The organism is Rosettibacter firmus, assembly GCF_036860695.1.
GTDB classification, from domain to species: domain Bacteria; phylum Bacteroidota; class Ignavibacteria; order Ignavibacteriales; family Melioribacteraceae; genus Rosettibacter; species Rosettibacter firmus.
On sequence record NZ_JAYKGJ010000002.1, the window covers coordinates 455659 to 479425 of the forward strand.

Genomic DNA, 23767 nt, shown 5'->3' on the forward strand with positions numbered 1-23767 from the left:
ATTTTTATTGTATTTTTGTAAGACAATATTAAATAGGGATTTCATAAATTCTATACTTTTTGTATAGTTCAGCATTCATTACCTGTGCACCACGATTCATCATATCATTATCTTCTAAGATCCAGCTTGCTTCGCCTAAATGAATACCAAGTTTAGAAGCACGTTCTACAATTTCCCAGTAGAATACAGCATCAAGTCCTCGTTTCTGATATTCAGGAATAATTCCCAGAGTAAGTATTCTTGCCCATGTAATTTTTTTGCGTTGAGTAAACAGTTTTATAAAACCAAAAGGAAAGAGCTTACCATTCATTGATTTAAATATTTGATTATAATCAAGCATAACTAATGAAAAACCAACCAGTTTATTATCAATTTCACCAAATAGAACAAGAGAAGGTTCAACAAGAGGTTTTAAATCTTTTGCAAGTGCATCAATTTCTTTTTCGGTCATTGGAACAAATCCCCAATTTGGTGCCCATGCTTTATTATAAACATATTTAACTTTTTCCAGTTCATTTTTGAAGTTTTTCATATCTAACTGAGTTATTTTGATTTTAGAACGTTCACGAGCTAATTCAGCAACTCTTTTAAGTTTTTCAGAAGTAATAATTTTATTGTATTCAATTTTGTAAGCATAGAGATCTTTTGCTTTTTTAAAACCATAATTTTCACATAAGTCAAGATAATATCTGGGATTATATGGCATTAGCAGTCTTGGTTCGTCATCAAAACCTTCGATTAGCATTCCATATTCATCATTAGAAGATGGATTAGCTGGTCCACGCATAGCATTTAAGCCTTTCGATTTAAGCCATTCTTTTGCAGTGTCAAATAATTTATTTGCAACTTGCTGATCATTTATACATTCGAAGAAACCAAAGAAACCAACTTTATCGTTATGATATTGATTATGAAGATCATTTTTAATTGCTGCAATTCTTCCAACTAACTCTCCATTTTTTTCAGCAAGAAACATATCCATATCAGCATGTTCGAAGAATGGATTCTTTTTTTTATCTAAAATTTTTTTCTTGTCATAAATTAATGGAGGGACCCAGTAAGGATCGTTCTTATAAATTTTCCATGGAAGTTTTATGAATTCCATTAAGTCTTTTTTGCTTTCAACTTTTTTGATTTTAATTTCTGACATGTTTCCTCCAAAGTTGAAAAAAAAGAGCCAGACTAAAATTTTGACTGGCTCTGAAATTGTTTGTATACTCTTATTAAATTAAACCTAATTCTTTTCCTACTTTTTTAAATGTATCGATAATAAATTCAAGATGTTCATCTTCGTGAGTAGACATATAACTTGTTCTCATCATTTGTCTACCTGGTGGGACACCAGGAGAGATAAACACATTAACGAATACACCAGCATCAAACAATTTACGCCACATTTGAAAAGCTAAATTATCATCTCCAACAATAACAGGTACTATTGCTGTTCTTCCATCAACTATATTAAAACCAGCTTCTTTAAGTCCCTGACGAACTTTATTAGCATTATTAATTAATTTTTGAACACGCCAGGGTTCTTGTTCAAGAATATCTAAAGCTGCCAGTGCAGCGGCTACTGCTGCAGGAGTAGGGGATGCACTAAAGATTAATGCAGATGAATGATGTTTTAAGTAATTAATTACTCTTTCTGGACCTGCAACAAAACCTCCTAAAGAGGCAAAAGTTTTACTGAAAGTTCCCATTGTTAAATCAACTTCTTTTTCTAAATTGAATTCACTTGCCGTTCCTCTACCACCTTTTCCAATTACGCCTACCGCATGAGCATCATCAATTAATACTCGAGCATTATATTTTTTTGCTAAACTTACAAGAGTTGGTAAATCTACAATTTCACCTCCAGTACTGAATACACCATCGCTAACGATTAATTTTCCTGCTTCATAAGGAATTTTTTGAAGTACCCTCTCAAGATCATTCATATCATTGTGTTTATATCTTACAAGTTCTGCAGTTGCACCGCGTGCCATTATTTGACCGGCTACAATACAAGCATGATTGTCTTTGTCGGATACAACATATTCACCTTTTTGAACCAATGCTGTTATTATGCCTTGTGCTGTTTGGTAACCAGTACTGTAAAGAAGTACTGCTTCTACCCCAAAAAATTTAGCAAGGCGATTTTCTAATTCAATATGAAGATCTAAAGTACCTGTAAGATAACGAGAACCCGAACAACCAGTTCCATATTTTTCTACTGCTTTTATAGCAGCTTCTTTTACTTTGGGATGCGCAGTTAATCCTAAATAATTGTTGGAACCTGCCATGACAATTTTTTTACCTTCAATTTGTACTACAGGTCCCTCATTTTCTTCAATGGGTCTAAAGTAAGGATATACACCCATTGCTTTAATTTCGTCTGCGCGCCTGAATTCGTAACATTTTTCGAATAAATCTCCCAAAAATACCTCCTATTTGTTAAACAAATTTTTAATTTTTTATTTTGAATATGTTTTTTATATAAAATTCTTAAATAACTTAAACAATATAAAGAAAATTAATAATTATTTAATACTATGGAATCGAAAATTATTTCAGTCGTTACAGGTGCTTCTGGTTTTGTAGGAAGCCATATGGTTGATTATTTATTATCAAAAGGTCATACTGTTAAATGTATTTTAAGAAAAACAAGTTCCACAAGATGGCTTAAAGATAAACCTGTTGAAATATTTTATACTGGACTATTTGAGAAAGAAAAACTAAAAGAGATATTGAAAGATGCAGATTATTTATTTCATATTGCTGGAATTGTTAAAGCAAAAGAACCAGAAGAATATTTCAAAGGAAATGTTGAAACAACAAGAACCTTGCTAGAAGCATTAAGTGAAATTGAAAATAAAATTAAAAAGGTAGTTATTGTTAGTAGCCAAACAGCCTGTGGTCCATCTTTAGATGGAAAACCATGCACTGAAGAAACACCTGAACATCCAATTACTACTTATGGTAGAAGCAAACTTGCCGAAGAACAACTGGCTAAAAGTTTTATGAATAAACTGCCAATAACAATTGTTAGATTGCCGGCTGTTTATGGTGAAAGAGATACAGAAATTTATCAGGTCTTTAAAGTTTACAAAATGGGAATAATGACACTTGTAGGCTTTGATGAAAAAAAACTTAACCTCAGTCATGTTGATGATGTAGTAAATGGAATTTATCTGGCTGCTATTTCAGAAAATTCGAAAGGACAAACATATTTTATAGCTTCAGAAAAAATTTATAGCTGGCTGGAAATTAGTGATGCAATTGAGAAAGCTTTTGGGAAAAAAGCAATAATTATACGTATCCCGCATTTGATAGTTTATACAGTAGCTGCCTTTGCAGAATTTTTTGCTATGTTTAGTTCTAAAGCTGCAACTTTTAATCTGGAAAAAGCAAAAGACTTTGTTCAAAAAGAATGGACCTGTGATGTTTCAAAGGCTAAGAAAGAATTGGGTTATAAACAAAATGTTTCGCTCGAAGAAGGAATTCGTAGAACTGTTGAATGGTATAAAAAAATGAACTGGTTATAAAATTTTAATAAAGAAAATTTGAAAGCAGTATAAAAAGTTTAATTATTCTTTGCTCCTTCTTTAATCCAGGTTCTAATACCATTAATTTGATTTTTTGTTAATGGCCATCTTCCTACAGGTGGCATTGGATTGGTTCCTCTTCCTTCTATTGCCCAGACTAACTTACTATTATCCGGTAAACCAGGTGCTACAATTAAATAATCTGAAGTAGTATTATAATAATTTGTTAGACTTAAACCTCCGGCTAAATCTCTATCATTGTGACATCCTGCATAGTTGCATTTAGCATCAAAGACTGGTTGTATATGTTGCGAATAACTTACATTTGAAGAAGGAATAATTTTATTATCAAGATCTTCCTGTGTGATTGTATCGTCACAGCTGTAAATTAATAATAAACTAAATGTAATTATTAATAAAAAATTATAAACTGTTTTTTTGTTCATAATTAATCTAAAAATATTCTGAACAAAATATATCTTTATTTGAAATTGATTTCAATTATTTGAAATGAATAATGATTATGCAAAAGTGACCAGTTCTAAAAGTTGACTTAGTTTATATCATTTTTCTATTTTTGTGATTGATAATTGGGGCTGTAGCTCAGCTGGGAGAGCACTACAATGGCATTGTAGGGGTCGAGAGTTCGAATCTCTCCAGCTCCACAACTAAAATTCTTCTGAATGTCCCATCTAATTAAAATATTATTTAATAAAGACATTTCAGTTGTATTAGATGATATTTACTTGTTGAGTATTGATAATTAATTAATTAGTTTTCTAAAAATTAAGTTAAAAAAGTAGAGGGTATAATGCCTTTCGATTCAAATATACAGGAAACTTTCAATTTTCTATTCAAGCATCACCCATTACCCATGTGGATTTATGATTTGAATACTTATGAATTTTTAGAAGTGAATAATGCTGCTATTAAAAAATATGGATATTCCAGAAAACAATTTTTGTCGATGACTATTAAGGATATTAGACCTGAAGAAGATATTCCTAAGTTACTTAATGATTTAAAACAAAAAAGACCGGTTAAGCAATATTCAGGTATCTGGAGACACAGATTAAAAAGTGGTAGAATTATTTATGTTGAGATTAATTCTCATATCATTAGTTATAAAGGTAAAAAAGCAGCTCTTGTGATTGCAAGAGATGTAACTAACGAAGTTTCACTTACAGAAAAATTAGAGAAGTTAAATAAGTTATATTCTTTTTTAAGTGATGTAAACCAGGCGATAGTTAGAATAAAAGATCGGCAAAAGTTATTTAATAAGATTTGTAAAATTTCATTTGAGAATGCTAATCTATTAAGCTGGATTGGTTTATTAGAGGATGATAAAATTAAAATTGTAGCTTACGGTGGTTTTACAAAAAGTGTGATTAAAAATATCATCGATTTATTTCAGGAAGATTGTTATAAAAAAATATTGAAAAAACTTTTACGAACTAAAAACATAGTTGTAATTAATGATATAGATTATAAATCAAACAAACAACATATTTACAATAAATTAAATATAAAATCTATTGCATTTATACCAATATTTGTTTCAGAAAAACTTGAAGGCATAGTAGCTCTTCATTCAACAATTATTAATTATTTTGATTCTGATGAAAGAAAATTGATAAAAGAAATGTCGCTCGATATTTCATTTGCTTTGAATTATCAAAGAAAAGAATTAGAGAAACAAAAAGCTGAAGAATTATTCCATTTAAACGCTGAACTTTATATGAACTTATTCGAAACTTCTCCGGTGGGAATTTTACTCGAAGATACAAACGGAAATATTATTGATTGTAATAAAACATTTAGCCAGATAATGGGTTACTCAAAAGATGAATTGTTGAAGATGAATGTAAGAGAATTTCAACCAAAAAATAATGTAGCTCAGGTTGAAGAAAACATTAAGAAATTATTGGCTGGTGAAATCATTGATAACGAAATTGTTTCTTTAAGAAAAGATAAAAAACCAATTTGGGTTCATCTTGTAGAAAGGAAAGTAAAATTACCTGATGGTCGAACCGCAATTTTATCGATAGCAGAAGATATAACAGAAAGAAAAAAAACATATGAATTATTACAGGAGAGTGAAGAAAGATTTCGTTCATTATATGAAAATTCAACTATTGGACTTTATAGAACTACACCAGATGGTCAAATTTTATTAGCAAACAAAACTCTGATAAATATGCTCGGTTATGATTCATTTGAAGAATTGGCAAAAAGAAATTTGCAAAAAGAAGGATTTGAAAGTCACAGTGATAGAAAAAAATTTGTTGATTTAATAGAAAAAGAAGGAATCATCAGAGGTTTGGAATCTGCATGGTTAAGAAAAGATGGAACTATAATTTATGTTAGAGAAAGTGCACGTGCAATAAAAGATTCAACCGGTAAAACTTTATACTACGATGGTACAGTAGAAGATATAACTGAAATAAAAAAGATTCATGATGAACTTGTGGAAGCCAAAGAAAAAGCTGAATCTGCTAATCGTTTGAAAGATGCTTTTATTGCCAATATTTCACACGAAATTAGAACACCACTAAATGGTATTCTGGGCATGGTAAGTTTAATTAGAGAATCATTTGAAAATCATGTTGGTAAAGAAGAAGAACAATACTTTGAAAGTATTGATAACTCAAGCCGAAGAATTATTAGAACAGTTGATATGATATTAAATTATTCAAGACTTCATATTGGTGAATTTCCCATTGATAAAAAAGTAATTAATATTACATCAATTATTAAGAATTTGATTATGGAATTTCATTCAGCAGCTAAGATAAGAAATATTGCACTATATTTTGAAAATAGAGCAGGCGAAGTATTTTTATATGTTGACGAGTATTCTTTTACTCAAACAATCTCGAATCTTATAGATAATGCAATAAAATACACAAAGCAAGGATATGTAAAAGTTACTCTCGATAAAAATGAAAATGATGAAGTAATAATAAGTGTAAAAGATACTGGCATTGGAATAAGCAAAGAGTATCAGAAACATATTTTTGAACCATATATTCAGGAAGAAATGGGTTATGGAAGAGCTTATGATGGAGTTGGACTTGGTCTTGCACTCGTTAAAAAATTTGTAGAATTAAATAATGCAAAGATTAATTTAGAAACAAAGAAAGGAGCAGGAACACAGTTCATTCTTAATTATGGTAAAGCAGTAACTAATTAATCTAATTTTTTAATTATCTGAGATATTTGTTCTGTTGCTTCTTGAAGCTGGCGTAATTTAGTTTCTAATTTATAAATTCGATAAGATTCAATTGATTCTTTCCCACCAAGTAACCAGTTAATATCGCAACCTAATTTCAAAAGCTTAATTAATATTTTAGCTCCTGGTTCTCTTTTTCCACTTACATATTGTTGTAATTGTTGAGGAGAAATATTCATTGCTTCTGCAAGTTTTTTAAGTTTTCCAAATTTCTTTTTTGCAAAGATTCTCAGTCGTTCGCCAATGTTGTATTGATCTTCTTTATTAAATAAATCTAAATCTTCTTCGTAGCTATTATCAAATAAGTTTAGTTCGAATTGATAATCGTCAATTATTTCTTTTATTTTTTTATAAAGCTCATCATCAAATGGTGAATGCTCGTTTAATAAATAATTTAATGTTTGTGTCTTTATACCAATTTTCTCTGCAATGTAACTTAACTTTATTCCATAAGTGTGAATTAAATATTTTATTTCCTCTTGCTTGGTCATATTAATATGTCACACTCTTTTAATGCAAAATAGTAAAATTCAGATTAAATGTTAATCTTTCAATTAATCTTTTTTGAAAATTAATTAATAATATTTGAAGAATAAAAAAGTTTTATAGTAGAATTTATTTCAATATTTTAGTTTTATGAAATTATTTTATCTAAACGACGATCATAAATACATATTAAAACTCGCATTACCAGCTATTGCCGGGTTATCAACTCAAATGATGGTATCATTGGTTGATACTGCTATGATTGGACGCCTGCCAGATGCTAAATATTATCTTGCAGCAATGGGAATTGGAGTTCTTGCTACCTGGGCTATTGTTAGTTTTTTTTCAAGTTTAGCAACCGGAACTCATGTATTAATTGCAAGAAGATTTGGTGCAAAAAAATATGAAGACTGTGGAAAAGTATTAAATACCTCAATATTACTCTCTTTATTAATCGGGATATTTATAAGTTTACTTGTTGTTCTGTTCTCAGATTATATTGCAGATTTTTTTGCTGTAGATAATAAAGTTGGAGTTTATGCTGGTGAATATTTACACTATAGATTCATGGGTATACCATTTTTTCTTATAACAGTCTCTTACAGGGGATTTTACTTTGGAATTGGTAGGACAAGAGTTTTTATGTATTCAGGAGTATTGGCAAATTTTTTAAATATCATTTTCAATTACATATTTATATATGGTGCTTTTGGAATTAAAGGAATGGGATTGGCAGGTGCTGGATTAGGTTCTACTTTAGCTACGGTTTGCGATGCTTTATTTTATTTTAGTGTATCTCTTCTTCCTTCTTATAGACTCAGGTATAAGTATTTCAAAAATATTGGCTTTTTTAAAGATATTGCTTCATCAATACTAAAAATTTCTCTTCCTGTTTCATTTCAAAATATTTTTATCTTGGTAGGATTTCTTAGTTTTATAGCAATAACGGGTTACATTGGTACACTTGAGCAAGCTGCAAGTAATATTGTTTTTTCTTCTTTATTAATTACTTTATTACCATGCTTTGGTTTTGGAATTGCAGTCCATACTCTGGTGGGTAATAGTCTTGGAACTGGAGATATTAAACTTGCCAAACATTATGGTTTTGAAACAAGTAGATTAGCTACCTTCTATACATTGTTTATTGGTTTAATTTTTATTTTGGCTCCTAAAGCAATATTAATTCTTACTACAAATGATTATAAAGTTATTAATGCAGCTGTTCCTGCACTAAGAATTGCAGGATTTGGACAGATATTCTATTCATTTGGAGTTGTACTTGCAAATGGTTTACAGGCTGCCGGGAAGACATTTTTTGTTATGGTTGCAGAAGTAATTTCAAACTGGTTTGTATTTGTTCCTATTGCATTTTTATTAGGAGTAGTTTTTAAATTAGGCTTAATTGGTGCCTGGCTTGCATTACCATTTTATGTTATCCTTTATGCACTGATTATTTTTATTAAATTTCAGTTTGGAAATTGGGATGGATATAAAAGAGTTTAAAATTACTTGACAAAATTATTAATGTAAGATATATTTCAATTACAAAAATTATGATGAAGTATAAATCAAAAATATTGTTAATAATTTTATTAATTTCTTCTTTTGCTGCTTTTGGTGGGGCACAACTTATCTACTTTACAGCAACAAGCAAAGATGGTAATGTAATTTTAGAATGGAAAGCTCTATCCGAAACAAATCTTGATTATTATTTAGTTGAAAGAGCAAATTCATCTGGTAATTTTATACCATTGGCAAGAGTTGAACCTCGTGCAGATAAAACATATGAATTTATTGATCAAACAGCATTTAAATCTGCAGATGCAGTTTATACTTATCAATTGAAGATTGTTGATAAAGATGGTTCTGTTTCTTACTCTTCTAAAGTTTCTGTTGCTCATAGTGTTTCGAGTGTGAAAAGGACATGGGGAAGTATAAAAGCTTTATTCCGCTAATAAAATTTAATACATTCCATAACCATCCCAAGCATCTAAATCATGATTAAAACTGAATTACCTATTTATTTAGCTTCGAAATCTCCTCGAAGAAAAAAATTACTACAACAACTTGGTTTAGATTTCCAGACAATTACTATTGACCTGGAAGAAGAATTATTAGATGGCGAACATCCAGTTGCAACTGTAAAACGACTTGCATCTCATAAATTTGAAGAAGCTTCAAAAAGAGTTAACAAAGGAATTATTATTACTGCCGATACAATTGTAGTTCTAAATAAAAAAATTATTGGTAAACCAGTAGATGAAAAAGATGCATTCAAAATTCTTAAAATGCTAAGCGGCAAAACACATTTAGTTTATACAGGTTTTGTTGTAGGAAATATTTCTAATAATAAAAAAATAATCGATTATGAAAAAACTGAAGTAACGTTTAGAAAAATTTCTGATGATGAAATACTTGAATACATATCAGGTGGAAGTCCGATGGATAAAGCTGGTGCTTATGGGATACAGGATGATTATGGTGCAGTATTCGTAAAAAAAATTAATGGCTGTTATTATAATGTAGTTGGATTACCTGTTGCTAAAATTTATAAAGCATTGAAAGATGTTTTATAATCCCCATTTAATTATTAAGTTTTCATTTGAATTTATTCTGGTTAATTTTGATAAACATATTTATTATAGAACATTAGCAAAAAATCAGGAGCATTCATGGCTAAATACAAAAAAATAATTGTTCCTTCTGAAGGAGAAAAAATTACAATTAAAGATGGAAAACTTTCGGTGCCAGATAATCCAATCATACCTTTTATTGAAGGTGATGGAACAGGCCCAGATATATGGTTTGCATCAAAAATGGTTTTTGATGCAGCAGTTGAAAAAGCTTATGAAGGTAAAAAGAAAATTGTCTGGATGGAAATTTATGCAGGCGAAAAGGCTGTAAAAACTTATGGTAAAAATCAATGGCTACCAAAAGAAACACTCGAAGCAATTAAAGAATTTATTGTGGCTATTAAAGGTCCATTAACAACTCCAGTAGGCGGTGGTATAAGAAGTCTTAATGTTACACTTAGACAGGAACTTGATTTATTTGCTTGCGTTAGACCTGTGAAATATTATTCTGGTACACCAAGTCCAGTTAAAAGACCAAAAGATTTAGATGTTGTAATCTTCCGTGAAAATACAGAAGATGTTTATGCTGGCATTGAATTTAAAGCAAAATCAAAAGAAGCAGTTGCACTTATTAATTACATCAATAAAAAATTTGATAAAAATATTCGACCTGAATCTGGAATTGGAATTAAACCTATGAGTCAATTTGGCACAGAAAGATTGGTGAAAAAAGCTATTGAATATGCAATTGAAAACAAAAGAAAAAGTGTAACGCTTGTTCATAAAGGAAATATAATGAAATATACTGAAGGTTCATTCAAAGAATGGGGATATGAAACAGCAAAAAAATATTTTGGAGATATTATAATAACAGAAGAAGAATTAATGAAATCATATAATGGTCAACTTCCAGCTGGAAAAGTTTTAATAAAAGATAGAATTGCTGATAGTATGTTTCAACAAGTATTGTTGAGACCGAATGAATATGATGTAATTGCTACTCCAAATCTTAATGGCGATTATTTGTCTGATGCATGTGCAGCTCAGGTTGGTGGATTAGGAATTGCTCCAGGTGCAAATATGAGTTACTACCATGCAGTTTTCGAAGCAACACATGGTACTGCTCCTAAATATGCTGGACTCGATAAAGTTAATCCAGGTTCTGTTATTCTCTCTGGTGTAATGATGTTAAATTATTTAGGCTGGAAAAAAGCAGCTCGTTTAATAGAAAAAGCTTTGAGTAAAACTATTAAAGCAAAAACTGTAACATACGATTTTGCTCGTTTAATGAAAGGAGCAAAAGAGCTTAGTTGTTCTGATTTTGCAAGAGAAATTGTAAAAAATATGGAATAAAATTTAAGAGCAAGAGCAAATAATTTAGTTTAATAAAATTTTGCTCTTGCTCTAAATTATAAAAAATACTTTTCCTGCTTTTTTCTATTCTTCGTTACATTTCTTGTTACTTTAATTCTCATAAATGATTATTTGTTATTAGTTTTAATAAAATCATATAAAATCATTATTAATTTAGTTTAATTTTCTATTCAAATAATGGTATAGATTTTGTTTATGAAACTGGCTTTTTTCTAATTTTGTTATCAATAAAAAGGATTTTTTTCATATGGCAGAAGAAAAATTAAAATTAGAAGACCTTCTTGGAAGCGTTCAAAGAACTGAAGATTACGATAGAATTGATTTTGTAGCCATTGTAGGTGGCGGAATAATGGGCCAGGGAATTGCACAAACAATTTCTGCAGCCGGGATTGATGTTGTGATAATCGAAAAAGATGAAGATAGAATTGAAAAGTCAAAAGAAAATTTGAAAGCTTCTATGGAAAGAGAAATAGCCAGATGGGCTATGACTCAAAGTGAAATGAAATCTATTCTATCAAGAATTAAGTGGACTCTGGATAGAAACGATATCCCTGAATGTGATTTAGTAATCGAAGCTGTTGATGAAAATTATGAATTGAAAAGAAAGATTTTCAAAGAACTGGATGAAATAGCCAAGCCTCAAACAATTTTTATATCGAATACTTCTACACTCAGCTTAACAAAAATTGCAGAAGTTACAAACCGAAGAGATAAAATAATTGGAATGCACTTCTTAAACCCTGTTCCTAAAGTTCCACTTGTTGAATTAGTTCGTGCTCTTGAAACTTCTGACAAGACTGTAGAAATTATTAAAAAATTTGCTGCTCGAATTGGTAAAACTCCAGTTGAAGTTTATGAATATCCTGGATTTGTTACTACAAGAGCAATAGTTCCTCTTTTAAACGAAGCAATGCATATTTTGCTTGAAGGAATTGCATCTGCTAAAGATATCGATACAGCAATGAAATTAGGTTATAATTTCCCGATGGGACCACTTGAAATGGCTGATACTATGGGTCTGGATGAAGTACTTGCATGGATGGAAACTCTCTGGCATAGTCTCGGTGAACCTCGCTATAGACCGTGTCCGATTCTTCGTAAATTAGTTCGTGAAAGAAAATTGGGCAAAAAAACAGGCGAAGGATTTTTTAAATATGATTCAGAAGGTAAAATAATTTCTTAAACTATGAGGATATTATGAAAGTTTTAGTTCTTAATTGTGGTAGCTCATCTATAAAATATCAATTCATAGATACTACTACACAAATTGCACTTGCAAAAGGAATGGTCGAAAGAATTGGTATGTCGAGTGCAGTCTTAACTCACACACCATATGGTAAAGAAAAAATTAGAATTGTTGGTGAAATATTAGACCACTCTATTGCTATTGAATATGTTATTGCAGTTTTACTGAGTCCAAATCATGGCGTAATTAAAGATAAAAAGGAAATTGATGCTGTAGGACATCGTGTTGTTCATGGAGGAGAAACTTTCTCTGGTTCTGTACTGATAACCGACGAAGTTATGAATGCAATTAAAGAAAATATTGAACTGGCACCACTTCATAATCCACCAAATATTAAAGGAATTTTAGCAGCAAAAGAACATTTACCAAATACACCACAGGTAGGAGTCTTTGATACTGCTTTCCATATTAAAATGCCTCCACGTGCTTATTTATATGGTATCCCATATGAACTTTATAGAAAATATAAAATTCGTAAATATGGATTTCATGGTACATCTCATCGCTATGTATCTGAACGTGCTGCAAAATTAGTTGGTAAACCAATTGAAGAATTAAAAATTATAACTGCTCATCTTGGAAATGGTTGTTCAATGGCTGCTGTTGAGGGTGGAAAATCAATTGATACTACAATGGGTTTTACTCCACTCGAAGGTTTAATTATGGGGACAAGAAGTGGAGATATGGATCCTTCTGTTATCCTTTATATCATGGCTAAAGAAGGTTTATCTCTTTCAGAAGCTAATACTCTTCTAAATAAACATAGTGGTTTAATCGGAATAAGTGGTGAAAGCAGTGATATGCGAGAAATTGAGAGAGCAATTCAAGAAGGAAATAAAAAAGCTAAAAATGCTTTCGATGTTTTTACTTATAGAATTAAAAAATATATTGGTGCATATGCTGCTGCTATGAATGGTCTCGATGTTTTAGTATTTACTGGTGGAATTGGTGAAAACTCTTTTTTGGTTCGTAAAGAAGTTTGTTCAAATATGGAATATCTTGGAATTAAATTAGATGAATCAAGAAATGAAAATGTTGATGGTGAATGTTTAATCTCAACTGATGATTCAAAAGTAAAAGTATTTAGAATTCCTACTAACGAAGAATTGGTTATTGCACTTGACACAGAAAAAATAGTAAGTGAACAATTCAATTTTTTTAAAGGATAATCTTGAAATTTGTTTGTGTAATTTATTAAGGTCACTAAAATTATGGTGACCTTTTTTGTTTTAAAAATTATTTATTATTAAATCTTCCTTAAATTTGTATTCAAAAATCCTGGAAATCGATTGAAGATACTTGTAGTAAATATTAAATACTTCGGGGATTTAATTATTTCTACTCCTGCCATAAGATCACTTCATAAAAAATATCCTGACTCAGAAATTGTAGTTTTAGTAAGAAAAGGTTTTGAAGATGTTTTCAAAAATAATCCTTATGTGAATAGCATTCTTACTTTTGATCCAGAAATAAAAGGGAATAGAAGCTTAAGAAGTTTAGTAGAAGGTATAAAACTTATTTCAAAAATTAGAAAAGAAAATTTCGATGTATTTATTGCATTGCATCCTGGTGATAGAGTGGCACTTTTAGCCTGGTTATCAAAGGCTAAAATAAGGATAGGACCACATAAGCAAACATTCTCTTTTTTGTTTAATAAGAAAGTAGATGTTTATGAAGATACAATAAGTTACATAGAATATTACAACAAAATTGTTTCTGAATTTAATGTTGAAATAGAATCAAACGAAACAGAATTTTTTATTTCTGAAAATGAAATTAATTGGGCTAATAATTTTCTATCAGAAAATAATTTATTGAATGATAAATTTATTTGTATTCATCCAGGAGCAAGTGAGCCTTCTAAAATCTGGAAGACTGAAAATTTCATTGAACTAATTAACTTATTAATCAATAAAAGCAAATTAAAAATACTTGTCCTTTCTGGTCCAAATGATAAAAAGATTGTGGATAGCATCAATGCTAAATTAATTAATAATTCTGTAAAGTATTTTTATTCGGATAGCATATTAAAAACTGCAGCATTGATAAAAAAATCATTACTCTTGGTTACACACGATACAGGCACTCGTCATTTAGCAGTAGCATTAAAAATTCCAGTACTTGCTCTTTTGCCAGAAGATAATTCTCTTTGCTGGAATTTTTATTCAGAAGATGATGGTCATTTTTCTTTATTCGGAAAAAGAATAAAAAATGAAAACGAAGCTTACCTAAATTACATCAATGTTAATGATGTTTATAAAAAAATTGGAGAAATACTTAAGCTGTGGTAAAGGAGAATATCAAAAATATTTTAATAATAAAATGGGGCGCACTGGGAGATTTGATAGCAAGCACTTCTGCAATTAAAGCTGTGAGAGATAATTTTCCTGATGCACATATAATACTTCTTACAAATAAATTAATGGGTCAAATAATTCCTTCTGGATTTATAGTTGATGAACATATTGTAATTAACACAAATCGAAATAAAGTAACAGATTCTTTCTTCAAACAAATTATTACAATTTTCAAATTAAGAAAAAGAAAAATTGATTTATGTATAAACTTAAGATGGACATCGGAAAGAGCTGCATTGTTTACCTACCTTAGTGGTGCAAAAATAAGAGTGAGCAGTGGACCAGAAAAGTTGATGAATTTTTATACAATCAAACTTGAGCATCCCAGAGGAAGATATCATGAAATTCATAGAAATCTTGATATAGTTAAAGCACTTGGTTGTAAAGTTTATGATGAAAATCCTGTAGTTTTTATTTCCGAAAACGACCAGAAATATGCGGATGATTTTTTTAATAAAAATAATCTGGAAAAATTAAAAACAATTTGTATTCATCCAGGTGCGAGTAAACCAAATAGAGCCTGGTTACCAGATCGTTTTGCAGAAATAGCAAAAAGATTAATAAAAAATTATAATGCGAAAATTTTGTTAACATGGGGAAGTGGAGAAGAAGATTTAGTTAAATATGTTTCTTCTCAAATTGGTGAAGGAGCTATAATATCTCCACGCACAAATACTATTGGTCAACTTGCTGCAATTATAAAAAATTCAGGATTATTTTTTTCAAATTGCACTGGACCAATGAATGTTGCAGTTGCTGTTAAAACTCCAACTGTAGCATTACTTGGCTCGTCACATCCAGTGGATTGGGGTGCTTATGGTGATTTACATATAAATATAAAATCACCTTTAGTATTAGAACATTACTCAGATGAAGATGAACGAAAAGCAATGGAATCTTTATCAGTAGATTATGTCTGGAACTTTGTAGAAAAAAAATATCTCGAAATTATCAATAAAGGGAATTAATGATAGGCGAAATTGCTGCACTAATTACTGCATTACTCTGGTCTGGTACTTCAATAGTTTTTACCGAAGCATCAATTAGAGCTGGTTCTTTTTATGTTAATGTAACAAGATTGATTATTGCTAATATATGTCTTGCATTAACAATATTAATTTTTCAGGTTGAAATAAATATTTCAACTTCACAATTATTTAATCTAATTTTAAGTGGATTTATTGGATTGGTAATTGGTGATACATTTTTATTTAAAGCATTTCAGTATATTGGTGCACGATTGAGCATGCTTATAATGTCACTTGTACCTGGTATGTCGGCTTTACTGGCTTATATTTTTTTAGGAGAAAAAATTTCTGCAATTGGTATTGTAGGTATGTTGATTACAATTTCTGGTATTAGTATGGTTGTTTTAAATCGTAGTGAGAAACCATCATCGAGTTATAAAATTGGTTACTCAGGAATTTTTTATGCTGTTATGGGGGCTTTGGGACAGGCAATAGGATTAATATTTGCAAAAATTGCTTTTAATGAATCTGATATAAATGGATTTGTTGCTGCTTTCATTAGAATTAGTTCATCTGTTCTATTTATATATCCATTATTTATTTTAATTACCAGAATAAAAAATCCATTTTCTGTTTTTAAGAATAATAAAAAAGCTTTTACTTATACATTAATTGGTTCAATTATTGGACCTTTTTTTGGAATTACATTTAGTTTGATTGCAGTAGCTCATACAAAAGTAGGAATTGCATCTACATTAATGTCAACCGTACCAATTATAATGCTTCCTATGGTTAAATTTTATTATAAAGAAAATTTATCTTGGATAGCTATACTTGGGGCATTTCTTGCTGTTGGTGGCATAGTGCTTTTGTTTATGAAATAATCCAAAATATTTTTGAATATTCTATAACTGATTTTATAATTATAAATTTTTTTCTACTATTGAGAATTTTTAATTTTGATATAACAATTAATGAGGATTAACATGAGATTCAGTTTAAACATAGATCATATAGCAACTTTAAGAAATGCTCGTGCAGAAGTTCAACCTGATCCAGTAACTTATGCATTAATGGCAGAACAATATGGTGTAGATGGTATTGTAGTCCATTTACGTGAAGATAGAAGACACATAAACGAACGAGATGTAAGACTATTGAGAGAATTAATAACTACAAAACTTGATCTCGAAATGGCTGCTGTTGAAGAAATAATTCAAATAGCTTGTGATGTACAACCAGAATTAGCAACCATTGTTCCAGAAAAAAGACAGGAACTTACAACTGAAGGTGGTATTAATGTAATTGATAATATCGATCATCTTCGAGAAACAATTGAAAGATTGCACAATGCCGATATTGCTGTTTCATTGTTCATAGAACCAGATATAAATCAAATTGATGCTGCAGCTGAGATTAATGCTGACTTTATTGAAATACACACAGGGCACTATGCCAATGCTATAAGTGAAGAAGATATTTTTGATGAACTTGAAAAAATTAGAATAGCAGCAAAGCATGCAAAAAAATTGGGACTTGGTGTTAATGCAGGTCATGGATTAAACTACATTAATATGAAAGAACTTATTGCTATAAAAGAAATTGATGAAGTAAGTATTGGACATGCCATCATAGCGCGTTCAGTTTTTGTAGGTGTTGAAAGAGCAGTAAAAGAAATGATTGAAATAATACGAAGTGCTAAATAATATATTCTGGATTTAATTTGAACCTGAAAAAAAAGTTAGAATATCATTATAAGTATTTTGATAGAAATAAAATCACTCCAGATCCAGTCGAATTTCTACATCATTATAATAATTATTTTGATATTGAAATCTCTGGTTTAATCTCCTCTGTTTTTGCTTATGGAAATGTTAAGCAAATTAATAAAACACTCACTCATTTACATTCCATAATGAATCATAAACCTTATGAATTTGTAATGAATTTTAATTATAGAACCGACAAAATATTTTTTGACAAAATAGTACATCGATTTTATAAACCTGATGATATTGCAAAATTATTTTTTGCACTTAATAAAATTTATTTATCGTATAATTCACTGAAGTACTTTTTCTTATTATACTACTTTGATGAAGATAAAAATCTTAAAAATGCCATTTCATTTTTTTCCAGAAATATATTAGCAATAATTGAATCCGCAGGAATAAAAAACACAAGCATAAAATTTATGTTTCCAGATCCTCAAAAAGGGAGTGCCTGTAAAAGAATGAATTTATTTTTAAGATGGATGGTAAGAAAAGATGAAATCGATTTTGGTTTATGGTACGAAATTCCAGCATCTAAATTAGTTATACCTGTAGATACTCATGTTGCAAAAATTTGTAAGAACTTAGGATTAACAAAAAGGAAAAATATTTCATGGAATATGGCAGAAGAAATTACTGAGAATTTGAAAAAGTATGATTCAAGTGATCCAGTAAAATATGATTTTGCAATCTGTCATATTGGTATGAGAAAAATGAGTTTTTAAAATAATTATTGCTCATAGAAAACTACATCATTATCTTGCTATTAAAATTTTTTTCATAATATAGTCAGGAGTATTAAATGTCCGAACAAAAAAAATTTGTTCCCTTTGTTTCATCTGAAACAAATATGGCAGAATTTACAGTCCGAGCTTTAGTAATCGGATTAATAATGTCTGTCATTCTGGGTGCAGCAAATGCATATCTGGGATTAAAAGCAGGTATGACAATAGCTGCCACTTATCCTGCTGCAGTTATAGGTATGGCTCTCCTAAAATTAATGAAAGGAACAATACTCGAAGAAAATTTTGCTCGTACAGTTGGTTCAATAGGTGAATCAATAGCTGCTGGAGCAATTTTTACAATACCTGCATTTTATATTGCAGGAATATGGTTGAAATTCGATACCATAAGTAACTATCTGATTTCAACAGCAATAATGTTTGTTGGTGGTGTACTTGGTATTATGTTCGTTGCGTTATTACGTAGAGTTATGGTCGAAGATGTAGAACTGCCTTTTCCTGAATCCGTTGCTGCTTCAGAAATTCATAAAGCAGGAAGAGCTGGTGGAACAGGTGCAAAGTTTTTGTTTACTGCAATGGGAGTTGGTGCTATAATTCAAACTCTTGGACAATTAAAATTTTTTGCTACTACATGGGAAAAATTTGTTAGCTTTTCAAAATCAATTATAAATTTGAAATCTGCTGGATCAGCTACTGCACAGGGTGGAGTTTTATTGAGCTCACCAGGTGTTAGTCCAGCTTATATTGGAGTAGGATATATTATTGGACCAAAACTTGCATCACTAAATTTTAGTGGTGGATTATTAGCATGGGGATTATTTGTTCCAATAATACTTTATTTCTTATCACCTGAATTAATTCAACAATATCAAACAAATAATCAGGGCATGAATCCAACAGAACATGACTGGATTACATGGTCTCAAATGATCTGGAGATATATTGTGCGTCCAATTGCTATTGGTGGTATGCTTGTAAGTGCTGGATACACACTCTTTAGAATGAGAAAAAGTCTTGCTGCTGGACTTCAACGCTCGATAAGTGATGTTAAGAAAGCTGCTGCTGGTGAACATACAACCGAAAGAGTTGATCAGGATTTAAGTTTCAAATGGATTATGATTGGTGTTGGTTTTGCAGCAGTTATGACATTTTTAATCTATAACTATTTTGCTCAGGATTTATTTGCGGCTCTTGTAGCTACACTTGTAATGATAATCGCTGGATTTTTCTTTGCAGCAGTATCTGGTTATCTTGTCGGAATTATTGGTTCAAGTAATAATCCTATTAGCGGATTAACACTTTCAACATTAATAGTTGCTGCACTTCTAATGGTTGCATTGGGAATGACAGGTAAACAGGGCGTTGCAGCGGTTTTGGGCGTAGCTGCAGTGGTTTGTGTTTCGGCTGCCGTAGCAGGTGAAATGTTACAGGATTTAAAAGTTGGACATATATTAGGTGGTACTCCATGGAAAATGCAAGTTGGCGATATTATCGGTGTTGCACTTGCATCTGCAGTTATGTTTATACCTTTAATGATTTTACACCAGGGTGATGTTAATGCTGGTAAAATGGCTGTTCCTCCTTACGAAGGTGGATTTGGTAGTGCTAAACTTGCTGCACCTCAAGCTGGTCTTATGGCTCTTCTCTCTCAAGGTATTGTTAAAGGTGATATGGCTTGGCCATTAATTATTGTTGGTATGGTTATGGGATTTGGTTTTATTTTAATGCAAGTACGTAGCCCTATGCTCGTATCAGTAGGAATGTATCTACCACTCGAAACTACTTTCGCTATTTTTATTGGTGGAATTATTAAAGGTATCGTAGAAAGAATAAGCTTAAAGAAGAAATTTAATGATGCTCAAAAATCAAGAGTTGAAAATACAGGTGTCCTTGTTGCTGTTGGTTTAATTGCAGGCGAAGCATTGATAGGACTGGTATTTGCTGCCTTTGCATTTTTTGAAGTACAATTAATCTCCATTTTTACTTATCCTTCTTTCCTGATTAGCTTGTTAGTATTTGTATTTATTGCATGGTATCTAATTCAAGTACCTGTTAAAAATGCTGGCAAAGCAGACGAACCAGCTCCTCCTCCAGTTTCTATGTAATTTTATAAGGCTGACTGAAAGTATTTACTTTTAGTCAGCCTGTATTAAAACTTTTTGAGGGTAAAAGTTTTAATGAAAAAAATTATACTTCTGGGGCGTTATAATGAATCTGAAATATTATCAGGTCCAGAAAAAATTGCTAAAAGAATTTTTCATTATCTATTACTAAGAAATTTCAATGTAATCTTTTGCGATTTTTATTTTAAAGATAGAAAGAACACAACATTATTAAATCGACTTTTTGGCTTCGAGAAATTAAATGAAAATGTTTTTCGTACAGGCATATTCAAATTATTACTGTTAACTATTTCGAAAGATGTTAAGATAATTCATGTTCTAACTTTAGAACGACATCAGATTATTCTTTTCTTACTTAAGAAATTATTAAGAATACATATTATTACAACTCTACATGCTTGTGTAAAATATGAACTCGCAAATTCTGTTAATAAATTTAATTGGTTACAAAAACTAAAACTAAACTCTCTCGAAAAACTTGCCATATCAAAGTCTGATGAATTGGTTCTTGTTTCCAATTTACTTAAAAAGATTTTAATGAAATATTATGATTTATCGAAGAAAAACTTATCTATTATTTATCATGCAGTAGATAAAGATTTTTACCAAAATAAAATTGAAATGAATTTTACTAATCCACTGAAAATTATTTTTTATAATTCATCCCAGTATATCAATCGTGATTTATATATGGTTTATCGTACTCTACTTGAAGTGAATGATATCAATATTCAACTTTTTGTTATAGGAGATAATGATGAAAATGTTATTTCAAAGAATAATGTGGATGTAATTTATAAAAATTATATGTCTAAGAGTGACTTGATTAATTTTCTAAAAGATAAACAGATTTTAATAAAAGGATTTACTTTTGATTCATTTCCATTATTTGCTGCAGAATGTATGGCAATGGGCAAAATTGTAATACTAAATTATAATATAGGTGTAAGCGAATTAATTGAAAATTGTGTTAATGGTTTTATCTGCAACAATTATGATGAAATAATTATGACTATAAAAAATTTATATAATAATAAATTTTTAGTTAATAAAGTTTCCGAGAATGCTACAAAAATATATTCTATATTAAACTGGGATAATGTTATTAAACATTATACTGATTTATATGAAAGAGCATAAACACGATAAAATAAAGATATGTCATTTTGTAAATAAAATAACAGGCAGGGAAGATGGCGTTTTAAATCACATACTTGCTCAGATTAAATTATTGAGTGAATTTGAACAAATTATTATTTATCAGGGGGAAAAAGATGTTGAAAGAATAGTTAATAAGTTTAATGTTAAGTATTGTTCCCTTGAATGCTTGAATAAAAAATATTCATTAAAAGTATTTATTCAATTCTACAAAATAATTACTTCTGAAGATGTAGATATAATTATTGCTCATAAAATAAAACCTTATGTAATAGCTGGTTTATTAAATATTTTCTTAAGAAGAAAATTAATTTATAATTATCATGGAAGTTTTATTAAGAATGATTATAATACAAAAACTGAACAGCTGATTTATAAAATATTACACTGGCTGATTAGTTTATTTAATAATGTTTATGTTGTCACGCCATCAAAAACAAGCTCAATATTATTAGTGAATGAAACAAAATTATTTAAAAAAATTACAGCCTATTATAATGGATACTGCAAATTATCTGAAGATGATAAAAGTGATGTTTCAATCATAAATGAATTAACAAAATTAAAAACGAAGTATTTTTTAATAGGTTATGTCGGGAGATTAAATAGAGAAAAAAATGTTTTTAGAGCTCTGGAAATTATTGATATACTTAACAAAAATAAGATGAATGTATTTCTGGTAATCTTTGGTAGTGGAGAAGATGAAGATAAATTGAAAAAGTATATAAGCTTAAAAACAATTCAGAATATCAAATTATATGGTTATCTCTATAATGCATCTTCTTATATGAAATATTTTGATTTATTATTAATCACTTCAAATAGAGAAGGTCTCCCTCTGATTGTGTGGGAAGCCATGTACAATCAAATTCCAGTTATATCAAGTGATGTAGGTGGAATTAAAGAAATACTTGAACAGGAAAATTGTGGATTGGTCTTTAAAAATGATATTAATGATGCAGTTCAAAAAATAATCTTATTAATGAATGATAAACAATTGCACAGAAAATTTGGTGAAAATGGTTTTAATGCAATTATGAATAAATATAACGAGAATAATTTTAGAATATTCTTTGAAGATTATTATCATGATATAATAAATGAAAAAAGAATTAAACATACTTCACATTTCGCCATATTTTAATTATGTGTGTGGAGTAAGTAAGTATGTTTATTTAGTCTTGAAGGAACTTAAAAAATTATCTGACAGCGATTTAAAATTGAATTTGCATTTTATTACTAATGGTGGCGATGGTTTGAATAGATTACTTGCTGCAGGAATTAAACCAACATTATTTACTTTCAAGAAAGGATTAATAAATTTAGTTTATCTTAAAAATAACATCATTCAACTCGAAGATTTTTGCTTAAATAATGATATAGATGTTATTCATACTCATCATAGATATCCTGAATTGCTCTCATCTATAATTCAAAAAAGAATTTTTAGTAAAACTGGTAAGAAGATAAAAACAATTACTACTGCACATAGTATTGTTAAAGGGTATAGAAGTATAAGTTTTCAATCAGATAAAATAATTGCTGTAAGTAATACAATAAAAAAATATTTAATAGATAACTACAGGATTGCAGAGGAAAAAATTATCCAACAATTTAATCCAGTAGATAGATTAAATAATAAAGTCAAAGAAAAGATTGGAAGAAATAAATATGGTATTCCAGATGAAAGTAAAATAATTCTTTATGTAGGTAGATTTAGTAATGAAAAAGGGATTAAGGTTTTATTAAAAGCTTTTAGTGAGATTGTAAAACATAAAAATGTGTTTTTAATGATGATTTCAGATGCTAATGAGAAAGAACAAAAGAAAATTATATCTCGAAATTCTAAAATTATATTTATAAAACCATGTGATGATATAACAGAATATTATCAGTTAACAGATATAGTTGTAGTTCCTTCTTTAATTGAATCATCACTTCCATATGCTGCCATCGAATCAGCATCAAACAAAAAATTGTTAATCACATCAAACATTGAAGTAATGAAAGAATTTATAGAACATAATAAACATGCTATAATGTTTGAGACAGATAATCATAGAGCATTGATAAATGCAATTTATCAAGCAATAAATATGTCAGAAGAAAAGAAGCATGTGATGACTGAAAACTTATATTCCTTAATTAACATGTTCGATAATCCGAAAAATTATGCAAATAAGCTTTTGAGTATTTACATAAATTTATAAA

General features: G+C 29.6%; 21 protein-coding genes and 1 tRNA gene. 18 read left to right on the forward strand and 4 right to left on the reverse strand.

The annotated features are described in order from the left end of the window. Positions 1–28 precede the first annotated feature (28 nt). Positions 29–1150 (reverse strand): hypothetical protein, encoded by a 1122-nt coding sequence (locus tag VJY38_RS08830; protein WP_353680329.1) that lies wholly within the window; start codon positions 1148–1150, stop codon positions 29–31. Between the two features lie 73 nt (positions 1151–1223). Beyond that, positions 1224–2360, reverse strand: a complete 1137-nt coding sequence (locus VJY38_RS08835; protein WP_353680624.1) for an aminotransferase class I/II-fold pyridoxal phosphate-dependent enzyme — start codon at positions 2358–2360, stop codon at positions 1224–1226. 171 nt (positions 2361–2531) lie between these two features. On the opposite strand from VJY38_RS08835, the gene VJY38_RS08840 reads away from it, so the two are divergent. Continuing rightward, a complete protein-coding gene (locus tag VJY38_RS08840) occupies positions 2532–3524 on the forward strand; it encodes an NAD-dependent epimerase/dehydratase family protein (protein WP_353680330.1) in 993 nt (330 codons plus the stop codon). A gap of 38 nt (positions 3525–3562) precedes the next feature. Here the strand turns inward: VJY38_RS08840 and VJY38_RS08845 are convergent, their stop codons facing one another. Next, the gene (locus VJY38_RS08845; RefSeq protein ID WP_353680331.1) at positions 3563–3970 is read right to left on the reverse strand and encodes a c-type cytochrome domain-containing protein; all 408 of its coding nucleotides are present in this window, start codon (positions 3968–3970) and stop codon (positions 3563–3565) included. Positions 3971–4116: 146 nt separating this feature from the next. Between VJY38_RS08845 and VJY38_RS08850 the strand changes: the two genes are divergently transcribed. Then, positions 4117–4189, forward strand: a tRNA-Ala gene (locus VJY38_RS08850). Positions 4190–4335: 146 nt separating this feature from the next. Then, a complete protein-coding gene (locus tag VJY38_RS08855; RefSeq protein WP_353680332.1) occupies positions 4336–6717 on the forward strand; it encodes a PAS domain S-box protein in 2382 nt (793 codons plus the stop codon). Here the strand turns inward: VJY38_RS08855 and VJY38_RS08860 are convergent. Continuing rightward, on the reverse strand, positions 6714–7247 hold the full coding sequence (locus VJY38_RS08860; protein WP_353680333.1) for a helix-turn-helix domain-containing protein: 534 nt from the start codon (positions 7245–7247) through the stop codon (positions 6714–6716). The two genes, VJY38_RS08855 and VJY38_RS08860, sit on opposite strands and share 4 nt — an antisense overlap. A gap of 145 nt (positions 7248–7392) precedes the next feature. Between VJY38_RS08860 and VJY38_RS08865 the strand changes: the two genes are divergently transcribed. From VJY38_RS08865 to VJY38_RS08935, 15 genes are all read left to right on the forward strand, one after another. After that, positions 7393–8745, forward strand: coding sequence for an MATE family efflux transporter (locus VJY38_RS08865; protein ID WP_353680334.1), 1353 nt, complete (start codon positions 7393–7395; stop codon positions 8743–8745). Between the two features lie 50 nt (positions 8746–8795). Next, positions 8796–9197, forward strand: a complete 402-nt coding sequence (locus VJY38_RS08870) for a hypothetical protein (protein WP_353680335.1) — start codon at positions 8796–8798, stop codon at positions 9195–9197. A gap of 42 nt (positions 9198–9239) precedes the next feature. Continuing rightward, a complete protein-coding gene (locus tag VJY38_RS08875) occupies positions 9240–9818 on the forward strand; it encodes a Maf family protein (RefSeq protein ID WP_353680336.1) in 579 nt (192 codons plus the stop codon). Positions 9819–9914: 96 nt separating this feature from the next. Then, positions 9915–11168, forward strand: a complete 1254-nt coding sequence (gene icd / locus VJY38_RS08880; RefSeq protein WP_353680337.1) for an isocitrate dehydrogenase (NADP(+)) — start codon at positions 9915–9917, stop codon at positions 11166–11168. Positions 11169–11436: 268 nt separating this feature from the next. Further along, a complete protein-coding gene (locus VJY38_RS08885; RefSeq protein WP_353680338.1) occupies positions 11437–12372 on the forward strand; it encodes a 3-hydroxyacyl-CoA dehydrogenase family protein in 936 nt (311 codons plus the stop codon). Positions 12373–12386: 14 nt separating this feature from the next. Beyond that, positions 12387–13604 (forward strand): acetate/propionate family kinase, encoded by a 1218-nt coding sequence (locus tag VJY38_RS08890; protein WP_353680339.1) that lies wholly within the window; start codon positions 12387–12389, stop codon positions 13602–13604. A gap of 120 nt (positions 13605–13724) precedes the next feature. Then, complete coding sequence (locus VJY38_RS08895; protein WP_353680340.1) at positions 13725–14726, forward strand: glycosyltransferase family 9 protein; 1002 nt, start codon at positions 13725–13727, stop codon at positions 14724–14726. After that, the gene (locus VJY38_RS08900) at positions 14720–15760 is read left to right on the forward strand and encodes a glycosyltransferase family 9 protein (RefSeq protein WP_353680341.1); all 1041 of its coding nucleotides are present in this window, start codon (positions 14720–14722) and stop codon (positions 15758–15760) included. Before VJY38_RS08895 ends, VJY38_RS08900 begins: the two co-directional genes overlap by 7 nt. Then, complete coding sequence (locus VJY38_RS08905) at positions 15760–16644, forward strand: DMT family transporter (protein WP_353680342.1); 885 nt, start codon at positions 15760–15762, stop codon at positions 16642–16644. The genes VJY38_RS08900 and VJY38_RS08905 overlap by 1 nt, the downstream gene beginning before the upstream one ends. A gap of 102 nt (positions 16645–16746) precedes the next feature. After that, a complete protein-coding gene (locus tag VJY38_RS08910; protein ID WP_353680343.1) occupies positions 16747–17466 on the forward strand; it encodes a pyridoxine 5'-phosphate synthase in 720 nt (239 codons plus the stop codon). A 17-nt stretch (positions 17467–17483) separates the two neighbouring features. After that, entirely contained in the window at positions 17484–18257 is a 774-nt protein-coding gene (locus tag VJY38_RS08915) for a TIGR02757 family protein (RefSeq protein ID WP_353680344.1), read from the forward strand. 77 nt (positions 18258–18334) lie between these two features. Next, positions 18335–20380 (forward strand): OPT family oligopeptide transporter, encoded by a 2046-nt coding sequence (locus tag VJY38_RS08920; protein ID WP_353680345.1) that lies wholly within the window; start codon positions 18335–18337, stop codon positions 20378–20380. A gap of 72 nt (positions 20381–20452) precedes the next feature. Then, complete coding sequence (locus tag VJY38_RS08925) at positions 20453–21538, forward strand: glycosyltransferase (protein WP_353680346.1); 1086 nt, start codon at positions 20453–20455, stop codon at positions 21536–21538. Then, a complete protein-coding gene (locus VJY38_RS08930; RefSeq protein WP_353680347.1) occupies positions 21525–22700 on the forward strand; it encodes a glycosyltransferase in 1176 nt (391 codons plus the stop codon). Before VJY38_RS08925 ends, VJY38_RS08930 begins: the two co-directional genes overlap by 14 nt. Then, a complete protein-coding gene (locus VJY38_RS08935; protein ID WP_353680348.1) occupies positions 22657–23766 on the forward strand; it encodes a glycosyltransferase in 1110 nt (369 codons plus the stop codon). The genes VJY38_RS08930 and VJY38_RS08935 overlap by 44 nt, the downstream gene beginning before the upstream one ends. Position 23767 lies beyond the last annotated feature (1 nt).